Here is an 18665-nt window from a genome sequence, read left to right as displayed (position 1 = left end):
CGATCATGGCATTAACACCTATGGACATACATAACAAAGAATTTTCTGTTAAGATGAGAGGGTACGATCAGGATCAAGTAAACGATTATCTGGATCAAATCATCAAAGATTATGAATTGTTATTGAAGCAAAAAAAGGAAACTGAAAAGAAATTGGAATTTGCTGAAGAAAAATTAGCAAGTTACGATCAAATGCAAGATTCACTTAATAAATCGATTATTGTTGCACAAGATGCTGCTGATCGTTTGAAAGTGAATTCTGAAAAAGAAGCAGATATGATTTCTAAAGAAGCAGAAAACAAAGCTTCTAAAGTTCGTCAAGATGCTGAAAATCATGCAGACCAACTACTTAAGGAAGCTGTTGGTAAAGCACGTAAAATCGAAGAAGAAACAGAAGCTTTGCGAAAGCAAAGTCGTATTTTTCGCCAAAGACTTCAACTAATGATTGAATCTCAACTTGAGCTAGTAAAAAAAGATGAATGGGATGATATTTTACAAGCACCTATTTCAGAGAAACCAGAAACACATACATTGAACGAAGTGAAAACAGAACTTGAACAAAAAGATGAATCAGAAGAAATCGAACCATCAACGGATGTAGTAGAATCAGATGAATCTGAAAATCAAAATTACGAAGAAGGCATGACACCTGCTGTGGAATTGCCAAGCGTATAAATGAATAGTAGCGATTACTGAAATTATACAAGTTGAAACACTTTTCAGAGAGCCAACGGTGGTGCGATGTTGGCAAGTCACTTTCAACTTGTAATCATTCAGTAGCTTTTTTAATGAAATAGAGTAGTTAAAAACGTAGCTCTGCGTTAAAGAGAAGAGAGAAACTAGACAGTTTGCCTTAAATAGGTTGGTCTATGTTTCTAAAGTAAGGTGGTACCACGAAGACTTCGTCCTTTTTAGGGATGGGGTCTTTTTATTTTCAAAAAAATAAAAGTAAAAGAGGCTGCAAAAGATGGAAGTAAAAGAAACCCTAAATTTATTGAAAACAGCATTCCCAATGCGTGCTGGACTCCCAAATAAAGAACCGGATCGTCAAGCAGAATGGGAAGAAAACAATATTTACGCAAATAGACAGGAATTAAACCAGAACAAACCAACATTTGTATTACATGATGGACCTCCTTACGCAAATGGAAATATTCATATGGGCCATGCACTGAACAAAATTTCAAAAGATATTATCGTTCGATACAAATCAATGTCTGGATTCCGCGCACCATATGTTCCGGGATGGGATACACATGGTTTACCAATTGAGCAAGCTTTAACAAACGCAGGTGTTGATCGTAAATCAATGTCTGTTGCTGAATTCAGAAAGCTTTGTGAAGAGTATGCCTGGGAACAAGTCGATAAACAGCGTGAAGACTTTAAACGATTAGGTGTTGCTGGTGAATGGGATAATCCATACGTGACCTTAACAAAAGATTATGAATCAGAACAAATCAAAGTATTTGGTAAAATGGCAGAACAAGGCTACATCTACAGAGGTTTAAAACCGATTTATTGGTCTCCTTCTAGTGAATCTGCTTTAGCTGAGGCTGAAATCGAGTATCATGATGTTCGCTCAGCTAATATTTATGTAGCATTTGAAGTCAATGACGGAAAAGGTACTCTGGAACAAGATACTTCTTTAATTATCTGGACAACAACACCTTGGACATTGCCTGCAAACTTAGCCATTGCTGTAAATCCTGAATTTGATTATGCTGTACTAGAAGCTGATGGACGTAAATACGTAGTCGCTTCTAAAATGGCTGAAGAAGTAGCAGAAACACTTGGTTGGGAAAAAATTGAGCTCATCAAAGAAGTTAAAGGATCAGATTTGGACCGCGTAACAACAAAACATCCATTTTATGACCGTGATTCGTTAGTGATTATGGGAGACCATGTAACTTTAGATAGTGGTACAGGTTTAGTACACACAGCTCCTGGACACGGAGAAGATGACTTTATAGCTGCTCAGCAATATGGCCTTAAAGTACTTTCACCAGTAGACGGAAGAGGATGCTTTACAGATGAAGCTCCAGGTCTAGAAGGAACGTTCTATGATGACGCAAATAAAATCATCACAGAGTGGTTGAAAGAGAAAGATGCTTTGCTTAAAATGGATTTCTTCACACACAGCTATCCACATGACTGGAGAACGAAAAAACCGGTTATCTTCCGAGCAACACCACAATGGTTTGCTTCTATTAAAGATTTCCGAGAAGATATTCTACAAGCCGTTCAAGAAGTAGACTGGCTTCAGCCTTGGGGAATGCAAAGACTCTATAACATGGTAAGAGATAGAGGAGACTGGGTAATATCACGTCAGCGTGCCTGGGGTGTTCCTTTACCAATCTTCTATGCTGAAAATGGAGATGCAATCATTACACCTGAAACCATTGCCCATGTATCTGATTTATTTGCTGAACATGGATCCAATGTTTGGTTTGAACGTGAAGCAAAAGACTTACTTCCAGAAGGTTTTGAATCTCCTTCAAGTCCAAATGGTTTATTCACTAAAGAAACAGATATTATGGATGTTTGGTTCGATTCTGGATCTTCCCATCAAGCTGTTTTAAAAACAAGAGATAATTTATCGTTCCCAGCTGATATGTATCTGGAAGGCTCAGATCAGTACCGTGGATGGTTTAACTCTAGTTTGACGACAAGTGTAGCCATCAATGGCGAAGCGCCATACAAATCTGTTTTATCTCAAGGATTTGTTCTAGATGGAGATGGACGTAAGATGAGTAAATCACTCGGAAATACGATCCTTCCAAACAAAGTCATTAAACAAATGGGTGCAGATATTATTCGTTTATGGGTTTCTAGTGTCGATTCTCAAGCTGATGTGCGTGTAAGTATGGATATCTTGAAACAAGTATCAGAAGTTTACCGTAAAATCAGAAATACCATCCGTTTCTTGATTCAAAATACGGAAGACTATTCTTATGCTGAAAACAATGTACCTTACGAGGAATTAAGAACTGTTGATCAGTACATGATGAATCGTTTGAATCGTACTGTTGAAAATGTTTTGAATGCTTATGAAGCCTACAACTTCTCTGAAATTTATAAAGAGATCAATCAATTCTGTACAGTTGATATGTCAAACTTTTACGTAAACTTTGCAAAAGATGTGCTTTATATCGATGCTCCAGATGCGCACTCTAGAAGAGCCATGCAATCTGTCTTTTATCAAGTAATCGTGAAATTAAGTAAGATGTTGACACCGATTCTTCCACATACTGCAGAAGAGATTTGGACTTATCTAGAAGAAGATGAAGCATATGCTCAATTAACTGAAATGCCTCAAGTAGAAACATACGAGCAATCAGAAGCACTTGTAGAAAAATGGGATCAGTTTATGCGAGTAAGAGACCATATCCTTAAAGCGAATGAAGTCGCGCGTGAAAACAAAGTGATCGGTAAGGATTTTGAAGCAGATACGACGCTTTATGTATCAGATGACGTTCAAACGCTATTGGAATCATTAGACACGAATCTACGCCAGATCCTCATTGCTTCAAATATTACGGTTAAACCTCTTTCTGAAAAACCAGAAGATTCATCTATATTGGATTTCGAAGGACTTTCTGTTCGAGTTCAGCATATGGAAGGCGATGTCTGTGAAAGATGTCGAATCACTTCTAATGAACTTGTTGAAATCGAAGGAGTCGGAAAGCTATGTCCTAGATGTCACCATATCTGTGAAGAACACTTCCCAGAACTATTTGAAGAAAAAGAAGAACAAGAATAATCAGAAAGCTGGCCAATTGGTCAGCTTTTATTTTTTGTCTGAAATAGGAACTGATAAGGGCTTTCTTCGTTAAATATTTTACATTTTAACGAAGAAAGCCCTTGCAAAAAGAAGTTAAGTTTTGTATACTGAACCTGTAATAGATGTATGCAGCATTTATTAAACAATAAATGAACTTATAGGCAGTCTGTTGCAAGTATTTACTTAGGAGGAAAAGTAGGATGGCTAGAGGAACAGTAAAATGGTTTAATGCAGAAAAAGGATTTGGCTTTATTGAAGTAGAAGGTAGCGAAGATGTATTTGTACATTTCAGTGCAATCAATAGCGAAGGATACAAAGCATTAGATGATGGACAAGAAGTAGAATTCGATATTACAGATGGCGATAGAGGACCACAAGCTTCTAACGTTGATAAAGTATAAACAATAAACTAATAAAGCTCCATGTAATCGCCTAGGCGATTACATGGAGCTTTTAATATAATTGCAGTTTAACGCAATAAATTATTTTTTAGCAAGTAGGCTGAATAGGAATACTACAATTACAGCACCAACGATTGCTGGAATAAGTGCAATACCTTCGATTGAAGGACCTAAGTCACCCAATAAATATCCACCTAAAGCAGAACCGATAAAACCTACTACGATGTTACCAATAATTCCACCTGGTACATTTTTACCGATGATTGCTTGACCAATGGCACCTACAACTCCACCGATGATTAACATTAAAATAAAACCTAACATAATAATTCTCTCCTTTTTCTTTGCTTCTTTATGTTATTAACTATACCGTAATGACATAATTTGTTCAAATAATACGACTCGTAAATAAAAAACTTCCCTAAGAAGGGAAGTTTTTTACTTAGTTTTCTGTGATTTTAAGCAGTTGATCTCTTAGACGATCTTCCATTCTAACGAGTTGCTGTTCAGCTTCTTTACGCTTAGAACGGCCTTCTTGTTGAATAGAAAGAGTCTCTTCAAGTGTTTCAACCAAATCAGTCTGTGTTTTCTCCAGTGTTTCAATATCGATAATACCACGTTCGTTTTCACGAGCTGTTTCGATAGAAGACTGTTTCAACATTTCGGAATTCTTGGTTAATAAGTCGTTTGTTGTTTCAGAAACTTGTCTTTGAGCGGTAACGGCTTCTTTTTGACGTAATAAAGTTAACGCAATAACAATTTGGTTTTTCCATAGAGGAATCGCTGTATTGACAGAAGTTTGAATCTTTTCTGATAAAGCTTGATTTGTATTTTGAATCAGACGGATCTGAGGCGCTTGTTGAATCGTCATTTGTCTTGCAACTTTTAAATCATAAACTCTTTTTTCAAGACGATTCTGGAACTGGTTTAAATCATTTACACGTTGAACATCCATCTGATTTGTACTGCTCTCTGCAACTTTCATCGCATTCGGTATGGATTCTTTTTGCAATTGTTCCAATTTTAACTCTCCGGCAGCAATATAAATATTTAACGCTTCAAAATATTCAAAGTTTTTTTCATACAACGCTTCAAGCATTTCGTTATCTTTTAGCAGCATATCTTTTTCTTTATCTAATTTAACGGCAATTTTGTCTATTTGAGCGCCAATCTTTTGATATTTGGCAGTTGTTTCGTAAATTGAGCGGTTAATTTTTTTGAACATTTTTTTGAAGATATTTGAATTATCTGCACGTAAATCATCGGGATTACTTTCTTTCAACCGGAACATTAAGTCGTTCAATGTTTCACCGATATGCCCAGTTTCTTGATTCTGCACATGATTCAGAACAGAATGGGAAAAATCTCCTAAGCGCTGCTGAGCAGCCGATCCGTAGTTCAAGACAGCATCTATATCATTCTCAGCGATTTGATTAGAAAGTTGTTGTGCTTGCTTTTGACGTTCCTCAGGTAAGGTGTCAAATAATCTTCTCGTTTCTTCAGCTTGTTCGCCTGTCAAAGAAGTACTCGTATTAGTACTAGGAGCAGGAGGGTTTTTCATAGTTTCTCCAAAGGGGTTCGCCAGTAAATCATCTAGCTCACTTGTTGACTGATCTTTTACTTTAGTAAGATCTTGCTGTGTATTCTTATCATCCATATAACGTGACATCCTTTCAGAATCAAAATGGGTTAAACTTCTTCATTGTTGATAGTATCTTCTTGGAAACCATTATCCTTGTCCAAAGATCTTTTTGCAAGTTCTACCTCTACTTCCATATCCACAATATCATCAGACTTGAATTGCACATAGTCTTCAGCGATTTGCTGACACATCTTATCTAAAGTTTGAGAGGCTTTGTCCAACATATCATAAGTTGCTTTACTTTTAGCTTGGTGGTTATTGATTTCATTATACTTACCAGACAAGTCTGCTAGAGAAGGTAAGTGAACATAGAGGAACTGATCAACTTCATGAAGACGGTTAGGCTCCTTGATGATTTCTCTGAACATTGACTTCGTTAGATGGATTGTATTGTTACGATTTTCGATCGCTTTTAATTTTCCAGTAGCTAACATATTAACTTCAATGTCTCTAATCTGTTGTTTTGCTTTTTGCATAGTTTGACGGAAGTACTGGATGTCTTCTTTCTCAAGACCTTTAGAGACGTAAAAAGCTTCTTTCTCAGAAGAAAGTTTTGGTAATTTCTTTTCATCAGCGGGACGATGTTTTCTTCCACGAGCGTAAAGTAATAGCACACCCAAAGAAATACTTAGTAATCCTGAGGGAATAACGTGAAATCCAAAAGCGACTAGAAAAGTAAACAAAAAGATGATCGTTGTACAAGTCAGTATAATAACAAGTATATCTGCTAAACGGTTTTTATTCATAATGGCTCCTCCATATTTTCCTATGTGATTTGTACCTTCATTTTATCACACATTTTAAAAAGAATGACATAGGACCTAAGTAGGATATATGAAACTTTATAAGAATCTTAAACTTCATGAAAGTCAGACTTGTGTTCTATACTACTAATGAAATATGATAGTAGATACTGTATGATATCAATAGTTGGAAAGGAAAGTGATCGTTATGATTTTTGAAGAAAAAACGCTTAAAAGTGAAGTTATTTATGATGGTAAAGTAACAAAGTATGTAGTAGAAGATGTCCTATTGCCTAATGGGAAGCAATCAAAAAGAGAAATCGTTAGACATGCTGGAGCATCTGCAGTTATTGCTTTCACTAATGATGATCGTTTACTCCTAGTCAAGCAGTACCGTAAAGCCATCGAACAAATCAGTATCGAAATTCCAGCAGGATTAAAAGATCCTGAAGATACCGACGGAATGACAACGGCTAAAAGAGAACTAGAAGAAGAAACAGGTTATCAGGCGAAAGAGTGGGCATTTGTAACCTCTTTTTATAGCACGCCCGGCTTTACAGATGAATTTCTAGAAATTTATGAAGCCAAAAATTTAATGACTGTAGAAAACCCCTTACCTAAAGATGAAGATGAAACGATTGAATTACTTGCTTTGACATTTGATGAAGCTTGGGCTGAATATGAAAAAGGACATTTACGTGATTCGAAAAGTGTTTTTGCATTGTTTTATTGGAAAATGAATAGAATACAAAACAAGTAAAGGGTATGATATCATGGTATCCAGAAAAGAAATTAGAGATCAGAAGTTAAAAGAAACAAAAGAAAAAGCAAGAGAAACTAGAAAACTAAAAAAAGAAAACCGTAAAAAGGAACGACAATTATCTAAGCAGGGAAAAACAACAAAAAAACGATTTGATGAAATGGAACGCTATAGAAGAACTGAAAAAGTTCTTACAAGAGCCATTATCATCGTGTCACTCTTATTGATTATCGTTTTAGTTTTTGCATTTTATGGTTAAGTTGAAGAGGTAGGTAAAAAAATGAAAATTGGTATTATTGCAGCAATGGAACAAGAAGTGAAAGAGCTAGTCAAACAACTCGAACAAAAAGAAGAGACAACAATTGCAAATCAGACATTCTATAATGGAGTTATTCATGGACAGGAAATCACTTTAGTACAATCGGGTATTGGTAAAGTAAATGCCTCGATTGCAACGACTTTGCTAATTCAGACCTTTAATGTGGATGCTGTCATCAACACAGGTTCTGCTGGTGGGATTGGGAAAGATCTTCGAGTAGGAGATTTGGTCGTCTCTACTGAACTATCCTATAACGATGCAGACGCACGCGTATTTGGATACACTTTTGGTCAGATTCCTCAGATGCCGGCTGTTTTTTCAGCTGATCCGTCTTTGAATGATCAAGTGATTGCTGCAGCATCTGAAACAAGTTGGAACGTTTCATCAGGAATAATCGTTACAGGCGACTCATTTATTGCGGGTAAAGATCAAACAGATAAAATTAAGGAGTTTTTCCCAGAGGCACTAGTAACAGAAATGGAAGGGGCAGCTGTAGCTCAAACTTGTTATCAATTCAATACGCCTTTTACAGTGGTTAGAGCACTTTCTGACACCTCAGATGAAGAAGCTTCTGTATCGTTTGATGAATTTATCGAACTGGCTGGAAAACAGTCAGCTGATTTGGTGTTGAGATTTATCAACAATATTCAACAATAAAACTAAATAATAGAACGTGAACAGACCTTTTCGCAATTCAGAAGGTCTGTTCTTTTTTGTTTACAAGTTGATTCTTAAAGGGCAGTTCGATATACTAATCTTGATAGTGATAATCATTCTCAATTAGGGATAGATAAATCACGAGGAGGTTAAAATGAAAAGAATCAGTTTATCTGTTTTATTTCTAGTAAGCGTTATAATTTCTCTGATGGTTGGTGTTGAGAACGTAACGTTCATGCAACTATTATCACCAGATGAGTTAACAAGCATTATTTTGTTCACGTTAAGAATCCCGAGGACAGTCAGCTTATTGGCAGCGGGGGCTATTCTTTCAGTATCTGGACTATTAATGCAACAGATGACCCAGAATAAATTTGTTTCCCCTACGACTGCGGGAACGATGTCTAGTGCACGATTGGGAATGATTTTAGCCATGGTTTTTTTCGGACAGCATACAGTGTTCCACCGAACACTTTTCGCCTTTATATTCTCAATAATAGGTACCCTTGTATTTTTACAATTTCTTAAAACCGTTAAGTTGAGAAATTCAATCATGATTCCGATGGTTGGTTTGATGTTTGGTAATGTCGTAGGTGCTATCGGGACATTCATAGCTTACCAATATGATCTGATTCAAAATGCGACCGCCTGGCTACAAGGGAATGTATCGTTAGTTAGTTCACAAAATTATAAACTGATTTTACTTACGGTACCCCTTTTAATTTTAATCTACTTATTTTCCCAGTACTTTTCTGTTATGAATCTGGGAAGGGAACAAGCATCGGGCTTAGGGGTTGCCTATCAGCAAATTGAACTGATTGGGATCGTCATCGTATCCATAGCGACAGCAGCTGTACTTTTAACGGTTGGTAACATACCGTTTATAGGATTGGTTGTACCAAATCTTTTGTCACTCAGATATGGAGATCATTTCAGGAAGTTACTATTTCCAACCGTATACTTTGGAGCGCTGTTTTTGTTGTGGAGCGATATCTTTTCTAGGATCGTAATATACCCATACGAAGTACCTGTTAGTTTAGTTGTAGGCGTGGTTGGGACTGCACTGTTTTTATTTTTATTACTTAAAGGGGAAAAAGCATGACAGATAACAAACATGTTTATAGAAATATTTTCATTGCAGCTATACTAGCTATGATTATGGCTAGTATATACATGACGATAGGTTCAAGAGGGAACTGGTCTTATATTCTATCACTGAGAGGAAAGAAATTGGCTGCCTTGACTATCGTAAGTATCTGTTCGACAACTGCCACAATCTTGTTTCATACGATAACTCAAAACCGGATACTAACTCCTAGCATCATCGGGATGGATGCAATCTACATATTTTTTCAGACAATCAGTTTGTTTTTATTTGGACACAATCATTGGTTTTTACAAAATACGTATACAAACTTTTTTCTTTCTACAGTTTCCATGACCTGTTTTAGTCTACTGTTATATTGGTTTTTCTTTAAAAATTTCCCGGGTAGAATTTATTTACTATTGATGACGGGCTTAATATTAGGGACATTTTTTAGAAGCGCAACTTCATTTTTACAAGTGTTAATAGATCCGAATGAATTTTTGATTCTTCAGAATCGCTTATTTGCTAGCTTCAATAATGTAGACAGTTCACTGATTAATGTCAGTATGATCGTAGTACTACCAGTACTGATGTATATTTTTTATAAAAATAAGGCAATGGATGTTTTACATCTTGGTCGAACAAACGCTATAGGATTGGGTGTCAATGTAGATCGTTTTAATCTTATATTATTCATTTCAATCAGTTTGCTTGTTTCAATCTCAACGGCTTTGGTAGGCCCGGTAATGTTTCTAGGTTTTTTAGGTGCGAATGTATCTTACAAATTATTTAAGACTTACCAACATTGGTTATTGATTATCGGGGGGTGTCTCTTCACGATCTCTTTTGTTTTATTTGGTCAAATTTTGATTGAACATGTCTTCAAATTCCAAACGGCTCTAAGTATTATTTTGGAGTTTGTAGGAGGTAGTTATTTCTTATATATCTTATTAAAAGAAAAGGAGGTAGCTTGATGATTGATTTAAATCAAGTTTCAAAGAGTTATAAAGAAAAAATTGTTGTGGATACTGTAACGATTCCAATTGAAAAAGGAAAATTGACTGCTTGCATTGGTCCTAATGGTGCTGGTAAGACAACCTTACTAGAAATGATCAGTCGCTTAGTCCCTAAAGATACTGGAGAAATTTATATTGACGGCGGTGAAATTAAGAGCTGGAAGCCGGGTGAACTAGCGAAGAAATTATCGGTATTGAAACAATCCAACAAATTTTCCATGCGCTTGACTATAAAAGAATTAGTATCCTTTGGTAGGTTTCCTTATACAAAAGGTAGGCTGAATGCCCACTGTCATGAATTAATCGAACAATCTTTAAGGCAGGTTGGCTTACTTGAAATAGCGGATCAGTACATCGATACACTTTCTGGTGGGCAACTACAAAGGGCGATGATTGCGATGGTTCTTGCTCAAGATACGGATTATATCTTACTAGATGAGCCGTTGAATAATCTGGATATGAAATATAGTGTACAGTTGATGGATATTATCAGAACATTTGTAGACGATTTTGGGAAAACGGTCATTACAGTGATTCATGATATCAATTTTGCTGCAGCTTATGCTGATAATTTAATTGCTATGAAAGAAGGGAAAGTTTTTGCAGCAGGGCCAGTTGAACAGATGATTACCCAGCAGAATATTAAGAACATTTTTGACATAGATGTTGAAGTCATTGACCGTAAAGGGAAAAAGTTTGTAATGTACTACTAAAAAACTAAAAAAGGATGATAAGAGATGATCAAAAAAATCGTTGCGTTCAGTATAGGTACAATTATGTTAGCTGGAGGTTGTGCAAGTGAATCTGCGGAAGTAATCAATACAGAAGATCAGAGTAAAGATAGTCTAGAATCAATTGAGGTAAAAGATTCTAATGGATTAGCTGTTGACGTACCTGTGAATCCTGAAAAAGTTGTCATATTTGATATGGGCTTACTGGACACTTTTGAAGTGCTAGACTCAAAGGATAAAGTGGTCGGTACAGTAACTCAGAGCCTTCCAGATTATCTTAGCAGCTTCGGTGATTCAGATGTCGTTTCTGTAGGGAGTTTGAAAGAACCAGATTTGGAGGCTGTGTATGAATTGGATCCAGATTTGATCTTGATTTCCGGAAGACAATTGGATTTTTTAGATGAGCTAGATGAAATTGCACCGACACTTTATTTAAGTGTAGATCTAGAAAAATACTGGGATTCGTTTGCAGAAAACATGCAAACAATCGGTCAGATTCTTTTGATGGAAGAACAAGTTGAAGCTGAGCTAGACTCTATTCAAAAAGAGATGGGGGCACTGCAAGAAGTAGCACAGGATTCTGGAAAATCTACATTAGTAACGATTTTAAATGAGGGTAGCTTATCGGCTTTTGGAGAACACTCAAGGTATGGTATGCTGTATGAAGAGTTTGGTTTTATCCCCGTAGATAATAGCATTGAGTCTTCTATACATGGACAGTCGATTTCTTATGAATATATTCTACAAGAAAATCCTGATTTGTTATTTGTTGTTGACCGCTCACAAGCTATCGGAGGAGATACATCAGTTAGCGATTTATCATTAAATCCTGTTATACAAGAAACAAATGCTTATCAGCAAGACGCTATTATTTATCTTGATGCCGACTTATGGTATTTATCTGGCGGAGGGTTGCAATCAATCCAGTTGATGATGAAAGAAGTTCTGAATCAAGTAGAATTTTAATAATCTATCTTCTGATTATTTTGTATTAATTTAAACTATATGTTTAAATTAATCGTTATTTATGTTACAATATATAAAGTGGTTTTGGAGGAGTACAATGCATAAAGGATTCACCAAACAAGATTTTGAACTATTTTTTATTGAAGGTCTTGAAGACAGAATGAACATAATAAGGAATGAAATTCAACCTGTTTTCCAAGATTTAGGAGACACCTATGCACCAATGATCCAGGATGAAATTGGATATCCCATGCAATTTCATATCGCTCAACATAGGAGAAGAACATCTAATCCTCCCGAATCAACCTGGTGTGCAATCGGTGGAGATGTTAGAGGATATAAAAAATATCCTCATTTACAAATCGGTATAAACGAAGATCACGTTTTTATCTTTATTTCTATTATAGACAATCCTCTTTATGAAATCGAAATGGGCAAAGCACTCTTATCTAGTCCAGAGAACTTAAATTCATTGACTGAACAGTTTGTGCTCTCAGGAGATCATACTAAAGCAAAAATTGAACCTGTTAGTGAACAGAAGATGATTGAAAAACTCAATCGACTTCTTAAGGTAAAAAAGGGAGAATTCTTGATTGGAAGAGTGATAGAAAGAGATAGTGATCTTTTAGAGAACATAAAAGCACAAAATAACTATATTAAACAGACTATAACCCAACTTATCCCATTATACAGACAGTTGTTAGACATTCATTTCGAACAGAGTGAATCGGCGTAGTCAGCAAGTTAAGACGTTGCCGATTCAGATCAGGGAGGCAAAGTTGATTATTAAAACGAAAAGATTAATATTAAGACCATTTCAGCAAAACGATTTCGAGGAAACTTTCGCAATATATAAAGATGAACAAACTTGTAGATTCTTATTGCATGAGCCATGGAAATCAGATAACGCACATGAAGAATTTGACAAAAAAGTTTTGAAAAACATTTTGGATAAAGACCATACTTTAAATCTTGCAATCGTCTATGAAGACCAAGTGATTGGAGATTTATCTTTATGGTACACAGATGTGAAAGAGACCATAGAAATCGGATATAGTCTTAATCGTTCGTTTGCAGGCAATGGCTTTGCTTCTGAGGCAGTTCACGAAATGATTCATCAGCTTTTCTATGAACTAGGAGTTCACCGAGTTCAGATTAATATGGACGCTAGAAATACGAATTCCCAGAAAGTTTGTATTAAAATTGGTATGAGAAAAGAAGCTCACCACATTCAAGATTTCTGGTATAAAGGAGAATGGTCGGATAGTTTCGTTTACGGAATGCTTGATTCCGAGTATTTGGAATATAATTAGTCTATTAGTGAAACCCAGTCGCAAAATCATGACTGGGTTTTATTGCGTATCTTTAGACAATTTATGACAGATTAGATATGATGAGATTATAGTTATCTTCAGGAATATTACTTTGTACTAATGAGTGAGACTCTTGGAGAAATAGATAATGGAAGGTGAAAACATGAAAGAATTATTTGCATTTCCAACAGACGAGATTTTACAGACGGATGAGGTTTATCTTTCTATTTCGATGAACGCTCAAGATAACGCGTTTGAAACAGAGGCAAACCAGATTCAGTTTCAGAATTTATTGAAGGACGCAAAAGAGAAAATTTGCGATGTATATGATGAAAAAACATGTGACACTTTCTTAAACGAACTAGAAGGCTTAAGAGATGATACTAATTTCTGGAGAAGAGCAACTAAAAGCCTTGTTTTTTATGTAACACAAACAGATACATTCTTTTATCGATTAGGCGTAGAAGTAGATAATAATGTGGTCGTATCCAATCAGGCTTATGTACTACCATTGATTGATAACTTCCAGTATGTGAGTTATTTCCACTTGCTATGCTTGAACCATGATAAGTTTACACTTTATAATGGTCGAGGAAGCGAGTTACAGGAAATTCCACTTCCAGAAGATGCACCAACTGATTTAGAAAAAGCACTTGGAGAAGAATTGACCGGTGGAAACTTAAATTCTGGTGAATATAATGGTGCGGGTGGATCAGCGATGTTCCATGGACATAACGAAAAAAGTAATGAAGTTCAAATTGATCAAGACAATTACTTTAGAATTGTAGATAAATATATATTTGAACATTACAGTAAACCAACTGGTTTACCTCTCGTATTGTTTGCACTTCCAGAAAATATTGCAGACTTTGGGAAAATTTCTAAAAATCCTCATTTGGATGAAACAAAAGTCGAAGGATCGACTGCACAACTTTCAAATGCTGAGATTGTAGATAAAGCTAAAGAAGTAGTCAATGAGATTATTGATCGTCGATACAAAGAACTTGTTGAAAAGTTCAACGAAACAACTCCTGAATTCAAACTTGAAGCCCAGTACAATGATTTGGCTATGGCAAGTATTCAAGGTAAAATTGGCACCCTACTCATTGAAGACCACTACCAAGTTCATGGAACAATTGATGAAAATGGTCAGTACCAAGAAGGGTCAGAAATCAATGCTTACGTGAATCAGCTTGTTCAAAACGTTCTGAAAACTAATGGAAAAGTTTACGTTCTAGATGTAGCAAGTATGCCATCAGATACAGGAATCGCTGCATTATTAAGATTCTAGAACAGTTTTATAAAAATCAAACTGAAGCAGCCTTCAACTTACGAAATTAGAAGTAAGCCAAGGGCTGCTTCTTTTTTATGTTGACAGCATCGATATAAAACGGTATACTAGCATTTGTGTAAAATAATGCAGCAAGAAATGGTAACCGCGTCAACAGTTTCTTAATCAAGTAAACTAGTAACCTGCGGCTGCAATGGCGAACGTTCGTAGAAACTGCACGTATTACTGAATTTCTATCACGTTATTTTACTCCAAAAAAATTATTGGAGGAATACAATTATGGCTCGTTTCACAGGATCTTCTTGGAAGAAATCTCGTCGTTTAGGCATTTCACTTTCAGGAACTGGAAAAGAATTAGCACGTCGTCCTTACGTTCCAGGACAACACGGACCTACAAGCCGTATCAAACTTTCTGAGTATGGTATGCAACTAAAAGAAAAACAAAAACTACGTTTTATGTATGGCGTTAACGAACGTCAATTCTTTAACTTATTCAATAAAGCTGGTAAAATTCGTGAAGGTAAACACGGTGTTAACTTCATGATCTTACTTGAACAACGTTTAGATAACGTTGTTTACCGTCTTGGTCTTGCGACTACACGTCGTCAAGCTCGTCAATTGGTAAACCACGGTCACATCACTGTTGACGGAAAACGCGTTGACATCCCTTCATACAGCGTAAAAGTTGGAGAAGTTATTGGTGTTCGTGAAAAATCTAAAGACATGAAAATCATTAAAGAATCTGTAGAATCTTTATATGGTCGTCCAGACTTCGTTACTTTTGACGAAGAAAAATTAGAAGGCTCACTTACTCGTTTACCATTACGTGAAGAAATGTCTGCTGATGTTGACGATTCATACATCGTTGAATACTACAACCGTTAATCTTAACTGGTTAGAAAAGCTTGCACATAGTGCAGGCTTTTTTTTTATGAATTGAATGAAACCGTTCTATAAGTTTTTAACGTATGATAGAATGAAAAAAGACTAGAAGAATACTAGCTTAGGAGGGGGCTTGTGAAATATTTCAGAGAAGTTTTATTTGCTTTAACGATTTTCTCGATCGCTGGATGTGATTTAGAAACTGCTCAAGAAGAACCGGCAAGTCAGACAGAAATTGTAGAACAAGATTCAGTAACTGAAATGCGAGAATCGAAAGAAATCCCTGATGATTTAAACAGAGTTGGCTTAGTAGACGCTGCTGGTCAAGAGAATGAATATTCCTTTTATTTCTTGGATGGTGACCTTGGAATTTACGATGGTAATGTTCAAGGCTATAGTACAGAAGATATCCAAGCCAAATTTATTGAAACAATTGAGTCCATTCAAAGAAAGGAAACGGAAGATGCTTATACGGTCACCGCTGAAGACTTCGAATTGATCTTGATGAAAATGGGAGGCTCATTGGTGAGAAATGCTGATAACGGTGAAGAGTACGAAATGGTTTTACAATAGAAAAATCCTAGTTCTAATCAGCTTAAGAGCGACTAAAACCAGGCTTATCTAAATAAATGAATTATAAATGAGCGACTAATACTGCAGCAAATTCTTCTAGTACTTCTTTGTCTGTTTCAGTGAATCTATTTTTGATAGGCGCATCAATATCTAGCACGCCTATTTGAACAGAATTTTTGGTTAATGGTATTACAATTTCAGATTCGCTTGCAGCGTCACAAGCAATATGGCCTGGAAAAGCGTGGACATCAGGCACCAAGTAAGTTTTTTGTTCTTTGAAAGCTGTTCCGCAAACACCAGATCCATTTGAAATTCTAACGCAGGCTACTTTACCTTGGAATGGTCCGAGTACAAGTTCTTGATCGGCTTCTTCCCATAAATAAAATCCTGCCCAGTTAATATCTTTTAGTTGATCGGACAAGAGAGCGGAAGCGTTACTTAAGTTTGCAATTAGATTATTTTCTCCAGTCAGTAAAGCATCTAGCTGCTTATTCATCATGTGTTTGATTGCTTTTGTTTCCAAATAATCACCTTTTCATTTTTTATAATAGTTGACTAATACAAGCAATTAGTTTGTAATATCAATTTATTTTAAACCTAATTTATAGAATTTGCTTGTAAGTATAACATAATCCCCTAATATTTGATATACTGTTAAGAAGAGAAAAGTAGGCATCGTTCTTTGCTTGTAAGGCCTAGTCGGAGGGAAATCAAATGACGTTAGAAATCGTCGTGATCATTTTAATCGTTTTAATCGTTGCCCTGTACATAACTACTTATTTAGTCAGAAAAAAACACTACAAAGAAATTGACGAACTGGATATTAAGAAAAAAGCGTTGATGGAACAATTTCCAACAACTAAGATACAGTCGATCGATAAAAAAAGTATGACTGGACAATCTCAGGATACAGCAGATGAACTGAAAAAAACATGGGATCTTATTGAAACAAAGCAATTCCCATCTATTGAAAGCTTATTATTTGAAGCGGAGCAGGCAACAGATCGTTATCGCTTTAAAAGAGCTAGTACTGATCAAGAAGCTGCTGAAGAGAAACTGATAGAAGTACGCTTGGCGCTTAAAAATTTAAATGATCAGTTAGATGAATTGATGCAGCGGGAAGAAGATAATTTAAAAAGAATTGAAACCATCAAAAAAAGGTATCACAGTATTCGAAAAGATTTACTTGCTAAGAGTTTTTCGTTTGGGAGAGCAGTTGATGCACTTGAAGATAAACTTGGGATAATGGAATCCGATTTTGCGACTTTCTCACACCTAACAGTGACAGGTGATCACGAAGAAGCGAATCAATTATTGAAGCAATTGGATGAAACGATTGGTGAGATGGAAATTTATATGGTAGAGATTCCGGTTATACTGGAGAAAATAGAGGAAGAAACAAAAGAACAAGTACAAGAGTTAGAAAGTGGCTATCAGAGTTTGAAAGAGGAAGATTACATCTTCCCTGATGACTCTATAAAAGAAGCACTTTCTCTGATTCACGTCAAAATAGAAAGTATCAACAAGGATATAAGCAAGCTTGAAATTACTAAAGCAGAAGAAGAATCAGTCGCGTTAGATCAGAAAATCGATTCGGTTTATGATCAATTAGAGCTTGAGGTTGAATCCAAGTCGGAAGTGAGAGAACTGCTGAATCAAATCAGAAAAATTCTCCTTTACTTGAAAGAACAGAATCGCAAACTGTTGATTGAAATCGATCGCCTTTCTCAAAGTTATCATTTGTATCGAGATGAAGCGGAAGGTGCAGAAGCTGTAAATGAAAGTATATCGGAACAAGAAAAATTGTTTATGAAAATTAACCAAGATCTAACAGATAAACAAATCGCTTTCTCTGAAGCTAGTGAAAAATTGAATGGATTATTTGATGAATTAGAAGAACTGAATAAAAAACAGGTAGAAATCAGCTCAGATCTATCCGATTACCGTGATAGTGAACTGGAAATTATAGAAGATTTAGAAGAAATGGAATTGGCAATGCGAGAGATGAAGAGATACGTTGAAAGTAAAAATTTACCAGGATTGCCTCAGGAATATCTGGAATTTTTCTTCTACACAACGGATCATGTTCAACAATTAAACCAAGTGCTTGCTAAGCCGCGCTTAGACATGAATGAAGTTTACAAGCTTCATGAAATGTGCGAAGATGATGTAGACAAACTTGCGGATAAAACGGACAAGCTAGTTGATCAGGCGATTTTAAGTGAATTAGTTAGTCAAAGGCTGTATCGATACAAAAATGAGCATAGTGAAGTTGCAGAGACCATTCGCTATAGTCGGAATTTATTCTCAGAAGATTACGATTATGAGACTTCTTTGAAAATGGTTCGAGAAAAACTTGAATCAATTGAACCAGGCGCTTATGAGTTAGTAGAGAAAACTTATTTAAAAGAAAAAAGTTTTACCCAATAACATAAAATAAAGTTGGATTGTGATCGTCTATTCACAGTCCAACTTTTTTGTTACTTGATGGCCGTTGTTTTTTT

20 protein-coding genes and 1 other annotated feature are annotated in these 18665 nt (G+C 35.9%); of the genes, 16 read left to right on the top strand and 4 right to left on the bottom strand.

Features of this window, described 5'->3' with window-relative positions:
- Positions 1 to 5: 5 nt before the first annotated feature.
- The 3 genes from VXN63_RS03620 to VXN63_RS03610 all read left to right on the top strand — a co-directional run bounded on the left by VXN63_RS03620 (position 6) and on the right by VXN63_RS03610 (position 4181).
- On the top strand, positions 6 to 674 hold the full coding sequence (locus tag VXN63_RS03620; protein WP_327756577.1) for a DivIVA domain-containing protein: 669 nt from the start codon (positions 6 to 8) through the stop codon (positions 672 to 674).
- A 4-nt stretch (positions 675 to 678) separates the two neighbouring features.
- Positions 679 to 912: a binding site (T-box leader), on the top strand.
- Between the two features lie 54 nt (positions 913 to 966).
- Positions 967 to 3759, top strand: coding sequence for an isoleucine--tRNA ligase (gene ileS / locus VXN63_RS03615; RefSeq protein WP_327756576.1), 2793 nt, complete (start codon positions 967 to 969; stop codon positions 3757 to 3759).
- Positions 3760 to 3980: 221 nt separating this feature from the next.
- Positions 3981 to 4181: a cold-shock protein gene (locus VXN63_RS03610; protein WP_225744323.1), complete on the top strand. Its 201-nt coding sequence runs from the start codon at positions 3981 to 3983 to the stop codon at positions 4179 to 4181.
- A gap of 81 nt (positions 4182 to 4262) precedes the next feature.
- On the opposite strand, the gene VXN63_RS03605 is transcribed toward VXN63_RS03610, so the two are convergent.
- From VXN63_RS03605 to VXN63_RS03595, 3 genes are all read right to left on the bottom strand, one after another.
- Positions 4263 to 4505 (bottom strand): GlsB/YeaQ/YmgE family stress response membrane protein, encoded by a 243-nt coding sequence (locus tag VXN63_RS03605; protein WP_225744322.1) that lies wholly within the window; start codon positions 4503 to 4505, stop codon positions 4263 to 4265.
- Positions 4506 to 4623: 118 nt separating this feature from the next.
- On the bottom strand, positions 4624 to 5838 hold the full coding sequence (locus tag VXN63_RS03600) for a toxic anion resistance protein (RefSeq protein ID WP_327756575.1): 1215 nt from the start codon (positions 5836 to 5838) through the stop codon (positions 4624 to 4626).
- A gap of 32 nt (positions 5839 to 5870) precedes the next feature.
- Positions 5871 to 6569 (bottom strand): 5-bromo-4-chloroindolyl phosphate hydrolysis family protein, encoded by a 699-nt coding sequence (locus VXN63_RS03595; protein ID WP_327756574.1) that lies wholly within the window; start codon positions 6567 to 6569, stop codon positions 5871 to 5873.
- A gap of 205 nt (positions 6570 to 6774) precedes the next feature.
- On the opposite strand from VXN63_RS03595, the gene VXN63_RS03590 reads away from it, so the two are divergent.
- From VXN63_RS03590 to VXN63_RS03535, 12 genes are all read left to right on the top strand, one after another.
- Positions 6775 to 7326, top strand: a complete 552-nt coding sequence (locus VXN63_RS03590; protein ID WP_327756573.1) for an NUDIX hydrolase — start codon at positions 6775 to 6777, stop codon at positions 7324 to 7326.
- Between the two features lie 13 nt (positions 7327 to 7339).
- Positions 7340 to 7585, top strand: coding sequence for a hypothetical protein (locus VXN63_RS03585; RefSeq protein WP_327756572.1), 246 nt, complete (start codon positions 7340 to 7342; stop codon positions 7583 to 7585).
- Between the two features lie 21 nt (positions 7586 to 7606).
- Positions 7607 to 8302: a 5'-methylthioadenosine/adenosylhomocysteine nucleosidase gene (locus tag VXN63_RS03580; protein ID WP_327756571.1), complete on the top strand. Its 696-nt coding sequence runs from the start codon at positions 7607 to 7609 to the stop codon at positions 8300 to 8302.
- Positions 8303 to 8456: 154 nt separating this feature from the next.
- On the top strand, positions 8457 to 9404 hold the full coding sequence (locus VXN63_RS03575; RefSeq protein WP_327756570.1) for an ABC transporter permease: 948 nt from the start codon (positions 8457 to 8459) through the stop codon (positions 9402 to 9404).
- Complete coding sequence (locus VXN63_RS03570; protein WP_327756569.1) at positions 9401 to 10363, top strand: iron chelate uptake ABC transporter family permease subunit; 963 nt, start codon at positions 9401 to 9403, stop codon at positions 10361 to 10363. Before VXN63_RS03575 ends, VXN63_RS03570 begins: the two co-directional genes overlap by 4 nt.
- Entirely contained in the window at positions 10363 to 11118 is a 756-nt protein-coding gene (locus VXN63_RS03565; RefSeq protein ID WP_327756568.1) for an iron ABC transporter ATP-binding protein, read from the top strand. The genes VXN63_RS03570 and VXN63_RS03565 overlap by 1 nt, the downstream gene beginning before the upstream one ends.
- Positions 11119 to 11142: 24 nt before the next feature.
- Entirely contained in the window at positions 11143 to 12102 is a 960-nt protein-coding gene (locus VXN63_RS03560) for a siderophore ABC transporter substrate-binding protein (RefSeq protein ID WP_327756567.1), read from the top strand.
- A 97-nt stretch (positions 12103 to 12199) separates the two neighbouring features.
- Positions 12200 to 12838: a DUF1054 family protein gene (locus tag VXN63_RS03555; protein ID WP_327756566.1), complete on the top strand. Its 639-nt coding sequence runs from the start codon at positions 12200 to 12202 to the stop codon at positions 12836 to 12838.
- A 43-nt stretch (positions 12839 to 12881) separates the two neighbouring features.
- Positions 12882 to 13415 (top strand): GNAT family N-acetyltransferase, encoded by a 534-nt coding sequence (locus VXN63_RS03550; RefSeq protein ID WP_327756565.1) that lies wholly within the window; start codon positions 12882 to 12884, stop codon positions 13413 to 13415.
- A gap of 163 nt (positions 13416 to 13578) precedes the next feature.
- Complete coding sequence (locus tag VXN63_RS03545; protein WP_327756564.1) at positions 13579 to 14706, top strand: baeRF6 domain-containing protein; 1128 nt, start codon at positions 13579 to 13581, stop codon at positions 14704 to 14706.
- A 279-nt stretch (positions 14707 to 14985) separates the two neighbouring features.
- Positions 14986 to 15591 carry a 30S ribosomal protein S4 gene (gene rpsD, locus VXN63_RS03540; RefSeq protein WP_225744309.1) on the top strand — a complete coding sequence of 202 codons (606 nt, stop codon included), beginning with the start codon at positions 14986 to 14988 and terminating at the stop codon, positions 15589 to 15591.
- A 132-nt stretch (positions 15592 to 15723) separates the two neighbouring features.
- Positions 15724 to 16161: a hypothetical protein gene (locus VXN63_RS03535; protein ID WP_327756563.1), complete on the top strand. Its 438-nt coding sequence runs from the start codon at positions 15724 to 15726 to the stop codon at positions 16159 to 16161.
- Between the two features lie 61 nt (positions 16162 to 16222).
- On the opposite strand, the gene VXN63_RS03530 is transcribed toward VXN63_RS03535, so the two are convergent.
- Positions 16223 to 16660 (bottom strand): GAF domain-containing protein, encoded by a 438-nt coding sequence (locus VXN63_RS03530; RefSeq protein ID WP_327756635.1) that lies wholly within the window; start codon positions 16658 to 16660, stop codon positions 16223 to 16225.
- Positions 16661 to 16875: 215 nt separating this feature from the next.
- Here VXN63_RS03530 and VXN63_RS03525 point away from each other — a divergent pair, with 215 nt between their 5' ends.
- Complete coding sequence (locus VXN63_RS03525; protein ID WP_327756562.1) at positions 16876 to 18591, top strand: septation ring formation regulator EzrA; 1716 nt, start codon at positions 16876 to 16878, stop codon at positions 18589 to 18591.
- Positions 18592 to 18665 lie beyond the last annotated feature (74 nt).

Origin of the sequence: Marinilactibacillus sp. XAAS-LB27, from assembly GCF_036039175.1 — a bacterium.
Classification (GTDB): domain Bacteria; phylum Bacillota; class Bacilli; order Lactobacillales; family Carnobacteriaceae_A; genus Marinilactibacillus.
Note: the sequence above shows the minus strand (reverse complement) of the source record. Positions and strands in the feature narration are given on the sequence as shown.